Here is an 18,457-nt window from a genome sequence, read left to right on the forward strand (position 1 = left end):
CACGTACCGACCGGGCCGAGCAGGAAAGCGTCAGCCGCGTCCGACGTACGGCATTCGATTGGCCATGATCGTCAACGTCGGGATGTTGACGTCGAGTGGTAGATCAACCAGGCGCACAACGGTATCGGCCACATGGCGGGGATCGAATGTCGGCTCGGGCCGCGTGGAACCGTCAGCTTGCCTGGCCGAGGTGCCGATACCGACCGTCATGTCCGTCGCAGCATTGCCGATGTCGATCTGGCTGCAGCAGATGTCGAACTCCCGCCCGTCCAGCGAAATCGACTTCGTGAGCCCTGAGACGCCGTGTTTGGTGGCCGTGTAGGCGACACTGGCCGGGCGGGGCGTGTGCGCGGACAACGAACCGTTGTTGACGATGCGTCCACCGCGAGGGTCCTGAACTTTCATGATGCGCACCGCTTCACGAGCGCAGAGGAACACGCCGGTGAGGTTCGCGGCCACCGTGGCGCTCCAGTCAGCCGGGTCGATCTCGTCCACCGTCCCGGACGGACCGAACGTTCCCGCGTTGTTGATCAGCACGTCGAGCCGTCCGAATCTGTCCGAGACGGCAGCGAACAGTTCGTGAACCGAGTCTGCCGACGAGACGTCCGCAGTCAGCACCACGGCGCGATCGTGTCCGGCGGCGGTCGCCTCCAGGTTGTTCGTGTTCCTCCCGACCAGCACGACGTCGTGCCCGGCGTCGAGCAGCCCGGTGGCCATTGCCCGGCCGAGTCCGGAGCCTGCCCCGGTTACCACGACGACCTGCCGCGTCCGTTCAGTGATTGTCACCATGAACCTCCGTTCCACGTTTACCGACGAGGAAATCGAAATCGACTCCACGATCCGCCTGCATGACGTGATCGACGAACAGTCGCTGATATCCGCTCGTATTCTTCTGTATCGGGAGCGGCAACGCGAGTAGCCGCCGCTCGAGTTCCTCGTCGTCGACGAGTACCCGCAGCACCCCGCGCGGAACGTCGAGTTCGATCATGTCACCGTCCTGCACTGCAGCCAGCGGACCACCCGCTGCCGCTTCCGGGGCGACGTGCAGCACCACTGCCCCGAAGGCGGTTCCGCTCATCCGCGCATCGGAGATCCGGACCATGTCACGCACACCCTGTTCGAGGAGCTTGCGCGGCAACGGCAGGTTACCCACCTCAGGCATTCCGGGAAAGCCCTTCGGCCCCGCGCCGGTCAGCACGATGACGTCGTCGGCTTCGATGTCCAGATCAGGGGAGTCGATACGGGCGGTGAAATCGTCCATTCCGTGAAAGACGACTGCGCGCCCGACATGCGAGAGTAACTCGGGTGCTGCGGCCGACGGTTTGATCACCGCACCATCTGGAGCAAGGTTACCGGTCAACACGACGATTCCTGCTCGCTCACGAAGCGGCGTCGCGGTGCTGCGGATGACTTCGGCGTCCCACACGGGAGCATCCGAGTTGTTCTCTCCGAGGCTCTTCCCGGTGACCGTGACGGCGTCGGTGTGCAGGGCGTCACCGAGTTCTGCGATCACGGCGGGCAGGCCACCCGCGTAGTAGAAGTCCTCCATCAGGAAGGTGCCGGAGGGCATGAGATTGACCAGCAGCGGAATGTCGCGACTCTGCTCACCGAAATCGGCTAATTCCAAGGGTATTTCGAGTCGTCCGGCGATTGCGAGAAGATGCACGACCGCATTGGTGGAACCACCGATCGCGGTATTGACCCGAATTGCGTTTTCGAACGAGCGTCGATCGACCACCGCGGACATCGTGAGATTCTCCGCGACCATCTCGACGATACGAACACCACTGTCGCGTGCCAGAACTCGCCGCCGTGAATCCACGGCCGGGATCGCGGCGTTGCCGGGAAGCGTCAGTCCCATCGCTTCCACTATCGACGCCATCGTCGATGCCGTCCCCATCGTGTTGCAGTGCCCAGGAGAGCGCGACATCGCCGATTCGGCGGCCCGGAACTCGCAGTCGGTCATACAGCCGGCCCGGACGGCTTCGCTCATCTCGAACACCGATGTACCCGATCCGACCGTCTTTCCTTGGTGCCTGCCGTTGAGCATGGGCCCACCGGAGACGACGATGGTCGGCAGATCACAACTGGCCGCACCCATCACCAGCGCCGGAGTGGTCTTGTCGCAACCGCACAGTAGGACGACGCCGTCGATCGGATTGGCCCGGATCGACTCCTCGACATCCATGCTCACCAGATTGCGGTAGAGCATTGTCGTCGGCCGAATGATCGTCTCCCCCAGAGACATCACCGGAAACTCGACGGGAAATCCGCCGGCTTCGATGATGCCGAGACGTACCTGCTCGGCCAGATCGCGGAAATGTGCGTTGCACGGTGTCAGTTCCGAATAGGTGTTGCAGATTCCGATGACCGGGCGGCCGTCGAACATCCGATCCGGTATGCCCTGGTTCTTCATCCACGAGCGGTGGATGAACGAGTTGAGATCGTTACCGCCGAACCAGTCCTGCGAACGCAGCGTCCTGCCGACTTCAGACATCGGAGGACTCCAGACCGAGAATCTGCCGCGCTTCTTCGCTGGTGGCAGGCTGTAGACCCAGTTTTTCGATGATCGAGACGATGTTCTCGACCAGACGAACGTTCTCCGCCGGTTCACCGTTCTCGAGGTACGGATAGTCCTCGATACCCACCCGGACGTGTCCGCCCAGTACGAGCGCATGGGTGAGACCCCGCAGTTGGTCCGGGCCGCTGATACTGACGGAGAACACCGAATTCTCGGGTAGGTAGTCGATCATCTCCTGCAGGATTCGTGGCGAGTACGGCATCGCATTCTGGAACGTCCGATCGAGACCGAGCACCATGTTGACCAGGTGCGGTCCCGGCGTCCCGGCCGTCAGATCGCGGATCTCCTGCAGGAGATGAGAAGGGCTGAACGCCTCCCATTCCGGCTTGATACCGAGATCCCGCATGGCTTCGGCAAGTTCGGCAGCCCGGCTCGGGGGGGTGTCCATCAGGATCTCACCCACCGGCGAGCTGACATACGCGGTGATCGCGTCCAGCGTGCAGGTGTCGGCGCCGCCGTGTAGTCCTTGCAATCGTGCGTCCCAGTCCACGACGCGAGTTCCGTCGGAGCGGGTACGCACCATGTCGCCGTTGACACCGCCGCCGGTCGAGTTGTTGAGTACGATGTCGCATCGCTCACGGATCAGGGTGTTCATCCGGCGGTAGATGTCACCGTCGCAGGTGGCCTGGTCGTCGGGCAGACGCGCATGCAGGGCAGCAACACTGGCTCCCGCGCTGTGACACCGCGCGACGTCGGTGGCGATCTGTTCGGGCTGTGTGGGAATGAACGGGGTGTCCGCCGTTGTCAGGAATCCGCCGGTCGGAGCCACCGTGACGATCACCTTGCCCGCCAGATCACTCATGCCGTAATACCTTTCGATTGCGCTGCCGCGAAGAACATGGCGATCGCCGCCGCGCCCGGATCTTCCACACCACGCGCATGCTCACCGACGTAGGTGGCCCGGCCGCGACGCGCCAGCATCGATCGCGTCGATTCGGCGCCGCGGCGTGCACCCTCCGCGGCAGCCTGGAGTGCGTCGAGAACCCCGGCATCGGCCGCTGCTGCGGCCGTCAACGACTCGGCGGCAGGCACCATCGCGTCCACCATCGTCTTGTGACCGACCTGGGCGTTACCCAGACGTTGAACTGCCACCGTGGCTGTATCCACCGCTGACGCCAACTGCGTTGCGGTGACGTGATCTCCGGCCACGGCCGCGATCTGCCCGAACCACAGACCGAGCAGCGGCCCGCTGGTACCGCCGGTATCGAGGAAGGCATCGGAGACCCGCGCGAACACCGAACCCGGATCACCCGGCGGATCTTTTGCTATCCGTCCGGTGGCACTGCGTAGTCCCGAACGCAGATTCATTCCGAAGTCACCGTCTCCGACGAGCCGATCCAAGTCGGTCAGCGCATCGAACTGGTTCTCCGACTCCTCCGCGAATCTACCGATCCACGATCGGGTGTCGAAAACGTTCAGCGTTGTCATCTCGAGCTCTTTTCGATTGTGCTGTGGGGGTTACCAGGACAGTGCAGCGGTGTGGACTGGTGCGTCCCACAGATCCAGGAACTCGTCGGTCGATCGGACGAGAGTGATGGAGAGTCCGTGCATGTCCAGTGCGGTGACGAACGATCCGGCGATCACCCGGTCGAGGGAGATGTTCGCAGCCGCGAGATACGTGCTCAATTCTGCTGTGGCGATCGCCAACTCGATTCCGTGAGCCGAGCCCAGCCCGTTGACGATCGCGATGACACCGCCGCCGTCCGAGACTCCGATCGCCTCGAGAATCGGGGCGCTGAGCATCTCGACCAACTCGGCCGCCGGCACCGCCGGGCGGGTCTCCCGGCCGCGCTCACCGTGAATGCCCACACCGAATTCCATCTGACCCGGTTCCAATTCGAAGGAGGGCCGACTCTGACCGGGCGGGGTACAGGAGCGGAAGGCGACGCTCAATGTCGCGGCAGCGGCCACCACTCGCCGGCCGAGGTCTGCGATCTCGGCCAGCGTCTGTCCGCGCTCCGCGGCGGCGCCGCAGATCTTCTCCACTGCCAGGACGGCCGCAGTTCCACGTCGTCCCGGACCACCCTCGTCGGTACTCGCCGTCGCGAGATCGTCGTCGACCAGCACGATCTCCACTTCTCGATCCTTGCCCGCCAGTTCGGCGGCGATGGAGAAGTTGAGTCTGTCGCCGGTGTAGTTCTTGACGATCAGTAGTGCGCCGTGGCCGCTTTCGACTGCTTCTATCGCGGCGCGGATCTGAAAAGCCGTCGGGCTGGCGAAGACGGCGCCTGGAACTGCCGCGTCGAGCATCCCGGTGCCGACGAACTCGGTGTGCAGTGGTTCGTGCCCAGCCCCACCACCGGAGATCAGCACCACCTTGCCCCGACCACCGGTTGACCGAGTTACGAACAGGGGATCGCGTCGGTAGTCGATGATCGCCGGATGCAGTATTTGCAACCCTTCCAGGGCATCCCGGACGGCGTTCTCTGGCTCGTTGACCACATGACTCATGACGATCTCTCCGATTCGGCGGCGATACTCGGGGCAGGTGGGGTGCGCCCGGCGAATCCGACGACACTCGAGTGAACGTCGTCACCCACCCGAATTCCGGCGGCGGCCGCCGGGCCGTTGACGTACGAGATTATTCCGTGGTGCCACATGTCCATTCCGTTGCTGATCTCGGCGGAGTCGTGACTGACTGCCACCCCGGCAAGGCCGGCCTCACCCATGTGGACGATTCCGATGATCCCGGCGTCGTCCTTTCCGACGCCCGCGTCGTTCATCACAGCCAAGGCACACCCGGTGGCGATCGCCATCCGGCCCGATTCCTGTCCGCCGTTGGAGGCGGCGACTACTATCCGGTCGCGATCGCCGAGTTCGATCTGCGACATGCTGTCCATGACAACGATCTCTCTGCCGTTCTCCACGCCGACAATGCCCCTGAACATCAGTGGAGCCCTCTCTCGATCAGTGTCATAATCTCTTGCGACACAGGCTCTCCCACCCTCACTCCGGCAATACCGGCAGTCTTGTTGACGTAAGTGACGATGCCGCTCTCCCATACGTCGGCGCCGTCGCCGATACGCGAACTGTCGTGTCCGACGGCAATTCCCGCAATCGACTGTGCGTCGATTGCCGCCAATCCGGCAACTCCCGCCTTGTTCTTTCCGATACCGGCGTCGTTGCAGACGACCACCCGCACTCCGAATCCGGCGGCGTACTCCCCCGCGCTCGTACCGCCGTGCGAGCCCGTCACGATCACGTCACCGGCCTGTGCGGCGGAGGCGAAGGCAATCGAATCCATCACCCAGACCCGCAATCCGTTCGCGGCGTGCACCAACTCGGGCGCACTTGCTTCCGTGTCAACTATGCGCATGAACGTCAACTCCCAGGATTCGGCGAGCCTGCTCCGGCGTCGCGGGTTCGCGCCCGTACCGGCGTGCGATGGCCGCTACTTCGGACACCAGTTCGGGTGTGGACGGATAGCCGAGTTCGGCGTAGTGATAGTCGCCCGCACCGATGGCGACGTGACCGCCGCGCTTGACGGCCTCTTCGGCAGCCTCGAGGACATTGCCTCGATAGGCGGAGACGATCCATTCGATCGCCAGGTCGGCCGGAAGCAGGTCCAGTTGCGCCCGCAACCCGGCGGCACTCGCCGGATGCGCGGCGGGAAATTCCGCGCCGCCGAGGATGAATGCGACTACCAACGGCAACGGCAGTTCCCGCGCGGCGGCGTGCGCGACTATGGCGCGGGTCCAACTGACATTGAATGACGTGAGGTACGGCTTCATCCCCAGTTCTTCTGCCCGGGAAAGTAATTCGATCTGAGTTCGGGTGTCGTTGACGAATACCTTCGTCTCGGTGGCATATCGGCCGGTCGCCGGGTCCAACAGATCCATAGCGGCGCAGCCCATGTCGATCACCAGAAAGTCCGAGCGACGTTCCGGATCGGATTGATGTGGAGCGAGATTCGACAACCGCTCCGTGACGGTACTGCCCGGCAGGTTCGCGAGCGACGGCGCCAACAGCAGATCCGACACCGCGCGCACCCGTTGCGCAATCGCCCCGTACGTCGACGCCGAGTGATCTGCACCACCGTCCGCAGTGCGGCCGTGAACGTGCATCAGCGACGCTCCCGCGTCCTGACCGGCGCGCGCGGTCTCTGCGATTTCGTCAGGTGTCCACGGGATGTGGGGATTGGGTTCACGCATCGTGTTCTCGTTGACGTGGATACCGATCACCACGGGTTTACCGCGATGCGGTGAGATCACTTCAGTTGTCATGACCGTCCTTTGCTGGTTTCCATCCGGCACTCGTCGACTGCCCACCGTCGACCGTCCAGGTCTGTCCGGTGACGAATCCGGCTCCTGGGCTCGCCAGGAACCTCACGACCTCGGCGATCTCGGCCGGGTCCGCATAACGGTGCAGCGGGATCGACTCCAGAATCGCTTCGCGCATGCGTGGGCTCTGCGCTCGCTGCGCCAGGGGTGTGAGGGTGGAACCCGGGGCAACGCAGTTCACCCTGATGCCTTCGCTCGCCAACTCGAAGGCCAGTTGAGTGGTCAACGCGATCACTCCACCCTTCGACGCCGAATACGACGCCCGGTCGACACTGCCTCGCAGCCCCGACACCGACGCGATGGTCACCACTGACCCGCCGCCTGCCGCCAGCAGGTCCACGAACTCCCGCACCACTGCGAACGTGGACACCAGATTCAATTCGAGTGTCCGCCTGAAACGTTCGGGGGTCGTCTGCCGTACTGGCGCGTTGTCCGCGGTTCCGGCGGATGTCACCACCGCGTCGACGCGGCCGAAGGTCGACTCGGCGATCTCCCGGAGTCGGCGGACGTCCCCCTCGTCGGTGACGTCCGTCCGAACCTCCACCGTGCGCCCCTCAACCGGTACTGCCGGTTCTGTGGACGAGTGCACCAGATCAGCCGAGACGACGTTCCAGCCGCTCTCGAGGAAACTCGTGACCGCCGCCAATCCGATTCCGGAAGCACCTCCCGTCACCACGGCAACCTTCTTACTCATGGCTACAACACCTTCCGCATGTCGCGGACGGGATCCGACCCGTCCCATCCGGTCGACGCCGCCGCGACAGCCCGGAAGAGATCACCCTTGCGCCCGCTGATCTCCGAGAGTTCGAGAACGGTGCCGGGGTGCGGGCCCTCCTCGAAGTACACGAACCGCTCGTCCGGTGCGCCGCTGCCGGAGCGGCCGCTCTGCACTTGCGTCAGACCACGCTCTGCCGACTCTTCCAGTAATCGGTCGAAATCCGTTGTCCAGTAGGCGACGTGCTGCAATCCAACGCGACCGAGGTCGGTGAATTCCTTGAACGCGGACGGCTCGTCGTTGTGCTGCTGGATCAATTCGATCTGGACGTCTCCGCTCTGCGCGAGAGCCACGCTGAAGCGTGGCGCACTGGATCGGCCACGAAAGACGAAGTTGTTCAACGGCTGGTCCTCGACGAAGTAGAACGGTCCGACGCCGAGGCCGATCCAGTACTCGAGTGCCGATTCGATGTCTGTGACGACGTAGCCCAATTGGCGTAAAGGTCCTAGATATCTGCTCACGCAATCCTCGTCAGAAAGTAGGCAGTCGCCGAGTACGGTCGACCTGCGGTTCGAATAAGGTGATGATGCCCTGGTCGACCGATCGAAAAGAATGTAAAGATCCCGTTCATCGGGACTTTCATCGCCGACGGTTCGCGCCGGTCTAGTCCGGTTCGACCAGCGACCCTTCGCGCTCAGCGCGATAGTCCCGAGTCAGTTGAGCATTCGCACGATCGGCATTTCTGGTGACCACCTTGAGCGCCAACACGATCAGCGCAGCCATCGCCAGGACTCCGGAGTAAACGCCGATGGCAGGTGTGAAACTACCCGTGGCGTCCTTGATCCAGCCGGTCACCTGCGGGCCGAAATAACCGCCCAGGTTGCCCATTCCGTTGATGACACCGAATCCTGCAGCCAGGGCGACACCGGTGAGGAAGCTCGACGGCATGGTGATGAAGATGCTCATCGAACTGTAGAGACCGATTCCGGCGATGCAGAATCCGACGATCGCGACGGCAGGAGTGGTGAAGAACAGTGCCGCGATACCGAAGCCGAGCGCCGCGACCACGGCGGCGATGGCGAAGTGCACCGGTCGCTCGCCGGCACGATCCGAGTGCCGCGTCCACCAGATCATGGGGCCGATGGCCAGTAGTGCCGGTAGCGCGGCAACCCACCCGATCTGCGTGGTACTCAAACCGAACTGAGCGTAGATCTGCGGCATCCAGATCTGGAAACCGTTGAGACTGAATGTAAAGCAGATGAAGACGGCGATCAGGACGAGAACTCGCGGATGAATCAGGCCCTGGAAGAAGCTGTGCTTACCTGCCACCGCCTCTTGCTCCTTCGCTTCCGCCTCGAGAGTGTCGCTCAACCATCCACGTTCCTCTTCGGTGAGGAATTCGGCTTCGGACGGCTTGTCACGAAGCACCTTGAAGATGACGAACGCCATCACGACGGCCGGAACGCCGGTGAGGATGAATACCCACCGCCAACCGGAAAGACCGAAAAGACCGTCCAGGTGCAGCAGATAAGTCGTGAGAGGTGTACCGAGACCGGAGATACAGATGAACGTCACGATCCACGCCATCGCCTTGCCTCGATCACGATTCGGGAACCACTTCGAGACGAAGAACAACATGCCCGGCGAGAATCCGGCCTCGGCGATACCGAGCAGAAAACGCGCAGCCACAAGACTGGTCGCATCTTGCACGAACGCCGTCCCGATCGTCACCAGGCCCCAGGTGATCATGATGCGAGTGATCCACCGTCGCGCGCCCACCCGCGTGAGGATGTAGTTGCTCGGCGGCTCGCAGATCGTGTAGCTCCAGAAGTAGATTCCGGCGGCAAAACCGAACATCGACGCCGAGATCCCGAGTTCCTTGTTCATCGTCAACGCTGCGACGCCGATGTTGAGTCGGTCGAGATAGAGAATGATGTACGCCAGACCGATGATCGGCATGAACCGGAACATGACCTTCCGGACCGTCCGAGCCGGGAGCGGCAACAGCTCCGTGGGGGTTCTATCGAAACGCATGATTCACCTCGTTGTCATTCGAACACATCGTTGTGATGGCCGACACGGAGACGATGCGTGTCACAGATCGAAGTTCACATACACGATTCCCGATGATCGGCACTCGGGGTTGCTCGCCCGCCCTGGCGATCGCAGCACCTGCTCCTCGAAACCTGTCGGGCGGCAACCGGTCCGGGGGATCCACACGGCACGGGTCGGTGATGTCCGACGTCAACTTGTAGAGGAAGGCGAGATGCACTGGTCATGGCGCCGTGTCTGAACTATCACGAGGTAGTCTCCGTCGATGGCGCGAACGAGACCGTGCTCATGATCGATTCGACGCGAAGATGCACCGGAAAGTGCGGTTTCCACTGGATCACGCCGGCGGCGGCGATCAGTTTGTCTCTGCACCTGCCGATGACGGTCGGCAGACCGCCGGTACGACCCCCGCACCGCCGCCACACTGTCGAACAGATGACGTGCGTTGGCACGTTTGGACAGACCTTGGTACATAACGAGGTACCACCGACTCGTACCGTGCGCCCGACACACGACGGAGGCCCCGCACCGTAGCGCGAGGCCTCCGTCGACAAAGAGCCGGCTCCCTGAGGAAACCTGTCAGCCGACCAGCAGCTCGGCGATCTGAATTGTGTTGAGCGCAGCGCCCTTACGCAGATTGTCGCCGGACACGAAGAGCGCGAGCCCACGCCCCTCGGGAACACCCGGATCCTGACGGATACGACCGACCAGCGACGCGTCCTTGCCTGCAGCGGCAAGCGGCGTCGGCACGTCCACCAGCTCCACACCCGGCGCGCCGGCGAGAAGTTCCTTCGCCCGCTCGACCGAGAGCGGATTGGCGAACTCGGCGTTGATGGCCAGCGAGTGCCCGGTGATCACCGGAACACGGACACAGGTGCCCGAGACCAGAAGATCGGGGAGCCCGAGGATCTTGCGGCTCTCGTTGCGGAGCTTCTGATCCTCGTCGGTCTCGCCGCTACCGTCGTCGACCAACGAACCTGCCAGCGGCAGCACGTTGAACGCGATGGGCGCGACGTAGTTGTTCGGTGCCGGGAAATCGACGGCACTGCCGTCGTGGACCAGCTTCTCGGCGTCACCGACGACAGCACGCACCTGACCGAGGAGTTCCTCCACACCGGCGATGCCGCTACCGGAGACGGCCTGATAGCTGGAAACTATGAGGCGTTGCAGACCGGCCTCGTCGTGCAAAGCCTTCAGGACCGGCATAGCCGCCATGGTGGTGCAGTTGGGGTTCGCGATGATGCCCTTGACCAGGTTTTGCGTGTCCTGCGGGTTGACTTCGCTGACCACGAGGGGAACCTCGGGATCCTTGCGCCACGCGGAGGAGTTGTCGACGACCGTCGCGCCGGCCGCGGCGAATCGCGGGGCCTGGGCGCGCGAGAGCGTCGCGCCGGCTGAGAAGAGGGCGATGTCGATGCCCTTCAGATCTTCGTCGGACGTGGCAGAGGCGTCTTCGACGACGATTTCTTCACCGCGGAACGGCAGCTTCTTGCCTGCCGAGCGAGCCGATGCGAAGAACCGCACCTTGTCCGCCGGGAAGTTCCGTTCCTCGAGCAGTGTGCGCATGACGATGCCTACCTGGCCGGTGGCACCGACTACAGCGATCGTGGTCATCTGAAAACTACCGTCCTGTTCCCGCGTGTACTACCGCTTCTTCTTCGCCGCCGAGTCCGAAGGCTGCATGGATGACGCGTACGGCGTCGTCCAGTTCGGTGTCCTTGACCAGTACCGAGATACGGATCTCGGAGGTGGAGATGAGATCGATGTTGATGTCGGCCTTCGCGAGCGCTTCGCAGAACGTGGCCGTGACACCCGGATGGCTCCGCATCCCTGCACCGACGAGTGACACCTTGCCGATGTGGTCGTCGAACAGGATCTGCGTGAAGCCGATGTCTTCCTGACGCTTGGTCAGAATCTCCACCGCTCGCGGGCCGTCGGCCGTCGGCAGCGTGAAGGTGATGTCCGTCTTGTTGGTCTCCACCTTGGAAATGTTCTGCAGCACCATGTCGATGTTGATCTCGGCATCGGAGACCGCGCGGAACACCTTGGCAGCGTGTCCCGGGGTGTCCGGCAGTCCGACAACGGTGATCTTCGCTTCGCCGCGATCGTGCGCGACTCCGGTGATCAGGGCCTCTTCCACAGGAATGTCCTCCATCGATCCGGACACGATTGTTCCGGGCTTGGTGGTGTATGACGAACGGACGTGCACTGGCACGTTGTAGCGACGGGCGTATTCGACGCAGCGGAGCATGAGCACCTTGGCACCGCATGCTGCGAGTTCGAGCATCTCCTCGAACGACACCGTCTCGAGCCGGTGAGCGTCGGGCACGATGCGCGGGTCGGCGGAGAAAACGCCGTCGACGTCGGTGTAGATCTCGCAGACATCGGCATTGAGCGCCGCAGCCAATGCCACCGCAGTGGTGTCGGAGCCCCCGCGGCCGAGCGTCGTGATGTCCTTGCTGTCCTGACTCACACCTTGGAACCCGGCGACGAGAACGATCGAACCTTCGTCGAGCGCGGTACGGACCCGACCCGGCGTGACGTCGATGATCTTGGCATTACCGTGGCTGCCGGTGGTGATGACGCCGGCTTGCGAGCCCGAGAACGAGCGGGCCTCCGCACCGAGGGAATGAATCGCCATGGCGACCAGGGAGTTGGAGATACGCTCACCGGAGGTCAGCAGCATGTCCATTTCACGGGCCGGCGGGGACGGGCACACCTGCTGAGCCAGGTCGAGCAGCTCGTCGGTGGTATCGCCCATCGCGGACACCACGACGACGACGTCGTTGCCTGCCTTCTTGGTTTCGACGATCCGCTCAGCCACTCGTCGGATGCGCTCGGCGGTTGCCACCGAGGATCCGCCGTACTTCTGGACGACGAGAGCCACGCGTTTCTACCTCCAGGTCGAAATTGGTTACAGACTTTTTCAGGGCAAGCTTACCGAGGCGGTGCTGGGACTTCCCGTTGCGTACTGCTGTCGTCGTCGGATCCGCGCCCGATCCGTTGCGTGACTGCGTTTCGCATCCTCGTGGCCGAACGCGATCCTCCCGCCAGATAACCGATCACCGCGACCCCGACTCCGCAGGCGAGCAGCACCCGAATGCTCGCAACCAGCGGGGCTGTCAGCGTGCCGAAGACCGCCGCTGCCGCCTCGGGCGTCGGGATGTCGAGGTTCTGCAGGTGGACACGCCGCACAACGGCCAGTGCCGTCAGGGCCGCAATGCTGGTCAGCGCGGTTACGAGGCCGAGGAGTGACACCGCACGTAGTCGGTTCGGCGCGAGGAGGAGCGCGGCCACTGCGAAGACAACGGTGACCAACGGCAGCCAGGTCGCCACTCGGTCCAGGGCGTTGGACAGATCCTGGGCTTTCGCCAACTCGTCGGATTGCAGGATCTCGAACTGCGGATCGAGCGCCGGGAGGCGATCGGCCGGTGTGAATCCGCGATCACGCAGAAGTGACCGCAGTTCGGTCATGACCGGTCCGAGCGAGACGGTGACCGACCCTGTGTCGTCTACCCGAACTATCCCGTCGGTGGCACGGCCGGTGACGGAGTCGGCGAACCTGGAGTGCGCCTCGCGGTTGATCGCCGTCCAGACGGACGCGAACCGATCATCGGAAACGACGGCCAGCGCGACCTCACGGACGTAGCCTTCGGTCTGTCGAGTCAGTACCGGAGCCAGGCCGGTGATCCTGTCCGATACACCAGGGAGGTTTGCGACGGTGCCCAACGCATCGGTGATCAAGTGGTCGAGATCGAGCCGTTCGGTCACCGCCTCGGTGAGTCGGTCGGCGACCGCGGACTGCACCGCCGGGTCCGACGCCAACGGAGCCACCGTCGCGACATAGGCATCGGTGTCGTTGACCTGGATGTGCACGAACAGGGCCACTGCGGCGACCGCACTCCCGAGGGCTGTGAGAAGCAGGAAGAGTGCACTGAAGGTCCAGCGGACCGACGTCCTCACGCTGCCGCGTGACGGGCAGGGCGGATCTTGACCGCGACGCGATCCTCGAGATCACGAGAAAGGCTGCGACGCAAGTGATTTCCAGGAAAGCCGGCCCGCGCGCCGAATTCGTGACGACCCGCGCCCGGCGCGCAGGCGACCGAACTGTCGGCATGAGCACGAAGCGCGTCGAGGTACGCACTCGCCACCGCAATGTGAGGATCCATACCGGACAGTCGACCATTTTCTCCGATGAAACAACAGCTAAAAAAACGGCAAATCGTGCGGATAGGGGCACCCGGCCGGGTTTTCTCCGATTCCGGGGGTAGAGTGTCGAGAATGCAGCGCGCACTCCTTCTTGGTTGCCGCGACGGGGTCTGATCCAGACTGGCCTCCCGTCGCGGGGTTTTGTGTGCGCCGGTCGACCACGCCTTCCGGACTCACGGTCCCGACCGACAGGTCGTTCGACCAGGTCCACAATCCTGGAGATCACCACCATGCCCCCCGCTGACGCATTCACCACCGGCACTCGCACCATCACCCCGCCCAGCAAGCCCGCACCTTCCGACCAGCCTGCGTGGAACACGCAGAAGAACTCGTCGATGCCGACGTTCCGCTACCGCCCGTTCGCCGAAGAGGTCGAGACGGTGACGCTGCCCGACCGCACCTGGCCGGACAAGGTCATCGACCGCGCCCCCCAGTGGTGCGCCGTGGATCTGCGCGACGGCAACCAGGCACTGATCGACCCGATGAGCCCGGCACGTAAGCGTCGCATGTTCGACCTGCTGGTCCGTATGGGATACAAGGAGATCGAGGTCGGCTTCCCGTCCGCGAGCCAGACGGACTTCGACTTCGTTCGCGAGATCATCGAAGACGGCGCGATCCCGTCCGACGTCACCATCCAGGTGCTGACGCAGTCGCGTCCCGAACTGATCAAGCGCACGTTCGAGGCGTGCGAGGGTGCCGAGAACGCGATCGTGCACTTCTACAACTCCACCTCGATCCTGCAGCGCCGCGTCGTGTTCCGCGCCGACAAGGACGCCATCAAGAAAATCGCGACCGACGCAGCCGAACTGGTTCTCGCCGAGTCGAAGAAGTACCCGGACACCAACTGGCGCTGGGAGTACTCCCCCGAGTCCTACACCGGCACCGAACTCGAGTACGCCAAGGACGTGTGCGACGCCGTCACCGAGGTGCTGGGTGCAACTCCCGACAACCGCGTGATCTTGAACCTGCCCGCCACCGTCGAGATGGCCACACCCAACGTGTATGCCGACTCCATCGAGTGGATGCATCGCAACCTGGCCCGCCGCGATTCGGTCATCTTGTCGCTGCACCCGCACAACGACCGCGGTACCGGCGTCGCCGCAGCCGAACTGGGCTACCAGGCCGGCGCGGACCGTATCGAAGGGTGCCTGTTCGGCAACGGTGAGCGCACCGGCAACGTCTGCCTGGTCACTCTGGGCTTGAACATGTTCACGCGTGGTGTCGACCCGCAGATCGACTTCTCCAACATCGACGAGATCCGTCGCACCGTCGAGTACTGCAACCAGCTGCCCGTCCACGAACGTCACCCCTACGGCGGCGATCTGGTCTACACCGCATTCTCCGGTAGCCATCAGGACGCCATCAACAAGGGGCTGGACGCGATGAAGGTCGACGCGGACAGCCAGAACTCCGACGTGGACGACATCCTCTGGCAGGTTCCGTACCTGCCCATCGATCCCAAGGACGTCGGCCGCAGCTACGAAGCCGTCATCCGGGTGAACTCGCAGTCCGGCAAGGGCGGCGTCGCGTACATCATGAAGGCCGACCACGGCCTGGTGCTGCCTCGCCGTCTGCAGGTCGAGTTCTCGCAGGCCGTACAAAAGATCACCGACGGTGAGGGCGGCGAAGTATCACCGAAGGAAATGTGGGACGTCTTCCACGAGGAGTACCTCGCCCCCGTCCGGCCGCTCGAACGCATCAAGCAGAAGGTCACCGCGTCCGAGGAGGACGGTGGCACCGATTCCATCACGGCCGTGGTGAAGGTGAACGGCAAGGAGCAGGAGATCTCCGGCACCGGCAACGGCCCCCTCGCTGCATTCGTCGACGCGCTGGCGAGCATAGATCTCGACGTGCGGGTTCTCGATTATTCGGAGCATGCGATGTCCGCGGGTGACGACGCCCAGGCCGCCGCATACGTGGAGTGTGCCGTGACGCGACCGGACGGACAGAGCACCGTCGTGTGGGGCGTAGGCATCGCCACGTCGATCACCACGGCGTCGCTGCGCGCAGTGGTCTCGGCAGTCAACCGCGCAAGCTGACGTGATCGATATCGAATAGAAGTGGCCGCCGACCCGTTACGGGTCGGCAGCCACTTCTATTCGGCCGGGTGGACGACGGAAGACCGATCGACCATTCCGCGTCCTAATGCCACAATTCACCCAAACAGGTAGATGCAGACATCGGCTTCGCGTGAGATAGTTCAGCTCAGATAGTTCTTTCACTGCGAAATGGAGCTCTACACATGGATTCGTTCTGGGATTTCCTCTGGCTGATCATCATCAGCTTCGCGTTCATCGCGTATCTGATTCTTTTGTTTTCGATCATCACGGACCTCTTCCGCGATCACAAGACGTCCGGTTGGGCGAAGGCGATCTGGATCGTCTTCCTGTTCTTCATTCCGCTGATCACCTCGCTCGTCTACCTGATCGTGAAGAGCGACGGAATGTCCCAGCGCTCCCTGCAGGCAGCGCAGCAGGTGAGAAATGCACAGGAGAGCTACATCCGTGAGGTTGCCGGAAAGTCTCCCGCCGAATCCATTGCCGACGCAAAGGCGCTACTCGACGCCGGCACGATCAATCAGGCAGAATTCGATGCGTTGAAGGCCAAGGCACTGGCCTGATCCGCAGTTACGGAACGAGAAGAAGGGTGAAGTGACGCCGCGACGTCACTCCACCCTTCTTCTATTTCACCGACATTCTCGCAACCTGACGAAAAGTCTCGAGCACCTTCGCTATTGCCGGACTACGATCAGCGTGAACGCGGGTAGCCAATTCGTATATGCGAGCCGCCCGAACACCCGCCAACGGCTTTCTCGACACATCTCGATGCCTGATCGCATGGCGAGGCATCAAGGCAACCCCGTGCCCGGCCGCCACCAACTCCTCGATAACCCGGAAATCGTTGATCCGCTGAACGACACGGGGCTGCACTCCCGTGACCGCGGTGATCGACAACAAGACGTCGTCGACCGGGAATCCCCCGTGCACACTGATCCAGCTCTCGGCCGCCAAATCCTCCAACCGCACCGAATCCCGCTGAGCCAAAAGATGATCCAACGGTAAAACCATGTCGATCGGCTCACGCATCAAAGCTTCGACGGCAACCCGCGGGAAGGACGTCTCGGCGGCGCGTTCGTCACGGTGTGTCAAGATCACGTCGTGATCGGCCAACAGACCCGGCACCGCCGACGCCGGCTCGTCGACATCGCGGGCGTCGATCGTCACCCCGGAATCACGCAGCGCGGTGAGCACCCGGGGTAACAGCATCGCCGCGCCGGACGGAAAGAGTGCCACCCGAACCCTGCCGCGAGGCGAGCCGCGATACGACGCCATCTCGGCGTCGGCTCGCTCGAGTGCCGCCACCACCTCGTCGGCTCGTAGTACGAGCGCCCTTCCGGCATCGGTGAGCCGTAACCGTCTGCCGTCCGGCTCGAGCAGCGCAACACCGGCTTCCCTTCCCAGGATCTTCAGTTGCTGTGATACCGCGGACGGCGTCATGGACAGTGCGACAGCCGTCGCTGCAACGGTTTCGCGATCTGCCAGCTCCCGCAATACCCGAAGCCTGGTGGCATCCATCAATGCACGCTCGATTTCATACAGAAAAACTACATTGTCAATCAAATTATATTCGCTTGTGCTGATGCTTTGTTTTACTCACGATTGACAGCATGACTCCCCGCGACCGACTGCTCGGACTGACCGTGATCATCGTGTGGGGGCTGAACTTTCTGGCGATTCGCGCCGGCCTCGATCATTTTCCGCCATTTTTCTTCGCCGCACTCCGATTCCTCGTCATCGCGATCCCGGTCGTCATCTTCGTGCCCCGCCCCCGAGTACCCCCTCGATGGCTACTTCTCTACGGAGCCGGTTTCGGCATCGGCCAATTCGCATTCCTGTTCTGGGCCATGCATATCGGCATGCCGACCGGGCTCGCCTCCCTGGTGCTGCAATCATCGGCACCGTTCACGGTGATACTCGGCGCTTTCCTGCTGCGCGAGCGCCTCGGCATCTGGCAGATCTGTGGGATCACCGTCGCCGTGGCCGGAATGGCGCTGATCGGCTGGGATCGCTCCCACCATGCAGCCCTCCTGCCCGTCTTGCTCACCCTCCTCGGCGGATTGGCCTGGGCGTTGGGCAACCTCGGCAGCCGATTGGCCGGATCGAACACCGTCGGCGATCCCACCCCGATGCGTCTGATGCTGTGGGTATGCGTCGTTCCGCCACTGCCCATGCTCGCCCTGTCTGCCGCCGTCGAAGGACCCACCACGGGTTGGCACGCCCTCGGCACCGCATTCAGCTCCGACGGTTGGACATCGTTGATGGGCCTGCTCTACGTCGTCCTGCTCGGCACCGTCGTCGGTTCCGGCCTGTGGACCTATTTGATGGGCCGCTACCCGGCCGGAACGGTGGCACCACTGACCCTGTTGGTTCCCGTCGTGGGGATCGGCGCATCCTGGCTGCTACTGCACGAAAACCCCTCACCACTCGAACTGGTCGGCGCAGTGATCGTCATTGCCGGAGCAGGCGCTGCGCAACGGCGTCGGACCCCCACCGAAACTGTTTCCTCGAGCACATCGGCGGCCCCGTTACCGGCGCGACTCGGCGTCTGAGCACGGGCTGT

General features: G+C 63.2%; 20 protein-coding genes. 3 read left to right on the top strand and 17 right to left on the bottom strand.

The window, feature by feature from the left end; all coding sequences use genetic code 11:
• Positions 1 to 30: 30 nt before the first annotated feature.
• The 16 genes from ABH922_RS21235 to ABH922_RS21310 all read right to left on the bottom strand — a co-directional run bounded on the left by ABH922_RS21235 (position 31) and on the right by ABH922_RS21310 (position 13,797).
• A complete protein-coding gene (locus tag ABH922_RS21235) occupies positions 31 to 789 on the bottom strand; it encodes an SDR family oxidoreductase (RefSeq protein WP_424808797.1) in 759 nt (252 codons plus the stop codon).
• Positions 773 to 2,497, bottom strand: a complete 1,725-nt coding sequence (locus tag ABH922_RS21240) for an IlvD/Edd family dehydratase (protein WP_424808798.1) — start codon at positions 2,495 to 2,497, stop codon at positions 773 to 775. Before ABH922_RS21240 ends, ABH922_RS21235 begins: the two co-directional genes overlap by 17 nt.
• Positions 2,490 to 3,383: a 3-keto-5-aminohexanoate cleavage protein gene (locus ABH922_RS21245; RefSeq protein WP_424808799.1), complete on the bottom strand. Its 894-nt coding sequence runs from the start codon at positions 3,381 to 3,383 to the stop codon at positions 2,490 to 2,492. Before ABH922_RS21245 ends, ABH922_RS21240 begins: the two co-directional genes overlap by 8 nt.
• Positions 3,380 to 4,009 carry a dihydroxyacetone kinase subunit DhaL gene (dhaL, locus tag ABH922_RS21250; protein ID WP_424808800.1) on the bottom strand — a complete coding sequence of 210 codons (630 nt, stop codon included), beginning with the start codon at positions 4,007 to 4,009 and terminating at the stop codon, positions 3,380 to 3,382. The genes ABH922_RS21245 and dhaL overlap by 4 nt, the downstream gene beginning before the upstream one ends.
• A 30-nt stretch (positions 4,010 to 4,039) precedes the next feature.
• On the bottom strand, positions 4,040 to 5,032 hold the full coding sequence (locus tag ABH922_RS21255; RefSeq protein WP_424808801.1) for a dihydroxyacetone kinase subunit DhaK: 993 nt from the start codon (positions 5,030 to 5,032) through the stop codon (positions 4,040 to 4,042).
• Positions 5,029 to 5,469 carry a hypothetical protein gene (locus tag ABH922_RS21260; RefSeq protein ID WP_424808802.1) on the bottom strand — a complete coding sequence of 147 codons (441 nt, stop codon included), beginning with the start codon at positions 5,467 to 5,469 and terminating at the stop codon, positions 5,029 to 5,031. Before ABH922_RS21260 ends, ABH922_RS21255 begins: the two co-directional genes overlap by 4 nt.
• Positions 5,469 to 5,897 (bottom strand): hypothetical protein, encoded by a 429-nt coding sequence (locus tag ABH922_RS21265; RefSeq protein WP_424808803.1) that lies wholly within the window; start codon positions 5,895 to 5,897, stop codon positions 5,469 to 5,471. Before ABH922_RS21265 ends, ABH922_RS21260 begins: the two co-directional genes overlap by 1 nt.
• The gene (locus ABH922_RS21270; RefSeq protein ID WP_424808804.1) at positions 5,884 to 6,804 is read right to left on the bottom strand and encodes a 3-keto-5-aminohexanoate cleavage protein; all 921 of its coding nucleotides are present in this window, start codon (positions 6,802 to 6,804) and stop codon (positions 5,884 to 5,886) included. Before ABH922_RS21270 ends, ABH922_RS21265 begins: the two co-directional genes overlap by 14 nt.
• Positions 6,794 to 7,555 carry an SDR family NAD(P)-dependent oxidoreductase gene (locus tag ABH922_RS21275; RefSeq protein ID WP_424808805.1) on the bottom strand — a complete coding sequence of 254 codons (762 nt, stop codon included), beginning with the start codon at positions 7,553 to 7,555 and terminating at the stop codon, positions 6,794 to 6,796. Before ABH922_RS21275 ends, ABH922_RS21270 begins: the two co-directional genes overlap by 11 nt.
• A gap of 2 nt (positions 7,556 to 7,557) precedes the next feature.
• Positions 7,558 to 8,097, bottom strand: a complete 540-nt coding sequence (locus ABH922_RS21280) for a VOC family protein (protein ID WP_424808806.1) — start codon at positions 8,095 to 8,097, stop codon at positions 7,558 to 7,560.
• 142 nt (positions 8,098 to 8,239) lie between these two features.
• A complete protein-coding gene (locus tag ABH922_RS21285) occupies positions 8,240 to 9,610 on the bottom strand; it encodes an MFS transporter (protein ID WP_424808807.1) in 1,371 nt (456 codons plus the stop codon).
• A 210-nt stretch (positions 9,611 to 9,820) separates the two neighbouring features.
• Entirely contained in the window at positions 9,821 to 10,102 is a 282-nt protein-coding gene (locus ABH922_RS21290; protein ID WP_424808808.1) for a type II toxin-antitoxin system YoeB family toxin, read from the bottom strand.
• A gap of 105 nt (positions 10,103 to 10,207) precedes the next feature.
• Positions 10,208 to 11,242: an aspartate-semialdehyde dehydrogenase gene (locus tag ABH922_RS21295; protein ID WP_424808809.1), complete on the bottom strand. Its 1,035-nt coding sequence runs from the start codon at positions 11,240 to 11,242 to the stop codon at positions 10,208 to 10,210.
• A 7-nt stretch (positions 11,243 to 11,249) separates the two neighbouring features.
• The gene (locus tag ABH922_RS21300) at positions 11,250 to 12,515 is read right to left on the bottom strand and encodes an aspartate kinase (protein WP_424808810.1); all 1,266 of its coding nucleotides are present in this window, start codon (positions 12,513 to 12,515) and stop codon (positions 11,250 to 11,252) included.
• A 50-nt stretch (positions 12,516 to 12,565) separates the two neighbouring features.
• The gene (locus ABH922_RS21305) at positions 12,566 to 13,591 is read right to left on the bottom strand and encodes a hypothetical protein (protein WP_424808811.1); all 1,026 of its coding nucleotides are present in this window, start codon (positions 13,589 to 13,591) and stop codon (positions 12,566 to 12,568) included.
• Positions 13,588 to 13,797: a hypothetical protein gene (locus ABH922_RS21310; protein WP_424808812.1), complete on the bottom strand. Its 210-nt coding sequence runs from the start codon at positions 13,795 to 13,797 to the stop codon at positions 13,588 to 13,590. The genes ABH922_RS21305 and ABH922_RS21310 overlap by 4 nt, the downstream gene beginning before the upstream one ends.
• A gap of 270 nt (positions 13,798 to 14,067) precedes the next feature.
• Here ABH922_RS21310 and leuA point away from each other — a divergent pair, with 270 nt between their 5' ends.
• Both leuA and ABH922_RS21320 read left to right on the top strand, forming a co-directional pair.
• Positions 14,068 to 15,876 carry a 2-isopropylmalate synthase gene (gene leuA, locus ABH922_RS21315; protein WP_424808813.1) on the top strand — a complete coding sequence of 603 codons (1,809 nt, stop codon included), beginning with the start codon at positions 14,068 to 14,070 and terminating at the stop codon, positions 15,874 to 15,876.
• Positions 15,877 to 16,079: 203 nt separating this feature from the next.
• On the top strand, positions 16,080 to 16,457 hold the full coding sequence (locus ABH922_RS21320; protein ID WP_424808814.1) for an SHOCT domain-containing protein: 378 nt from the start codon (positions 16,080 to 16,082) through the stop codon (positions 16,455 to 16,457).
• A 61-nt stretch (positions 16,458 to 16,518) separates the two neighbouring features.
• Here ABH922_RS21320 and ABH922_RS21325 read toward each other — a convergent pair whose 3' ends face one another.
• The gene (locus tag ABH922_RS21325) at positions 16,519 to 17,412 is read right to left on the bottom strand and encodes a LysR family transcriptional regulator (protein ID WP_424808815.1); all 894 of its coding nucleotides are present in this window, start codon (positions 17,410 to 17,412) and stop codon (positions 16,519 to 16,521) included.
• A 92-nt stretch (positions 17,413 to 17,504) separates the two neighbouring features.
• Between ABH922_RS21325 and ABH922_RS21330 the strand changes: the two genes are divergently transcribed.
• Positions 17,505 to 18,446 (top strand): EamA family transporter, encoded by a 942-nt coding sequence (locus tag ABH922_RS21330; RefSeq protein WP_424808816.1) that lies wholly within the window; start codon positions 17,505 to 17,507, stop codon positions 18,444 to 18,446.
• The last annotated feature ends 11 nt before the right edge of the window (positions 18,447 to 18,457 follow it).

Source organism: Rhodococcus sp. 27YEA15 (assembly GCF_049739425.1).
Classification (GTDB): domain Bacteria; phylum Actinomycetota; class Actinomycetes; order Mycobacteriales; family Mycobacteriaceae; genus Rhodococcus_F.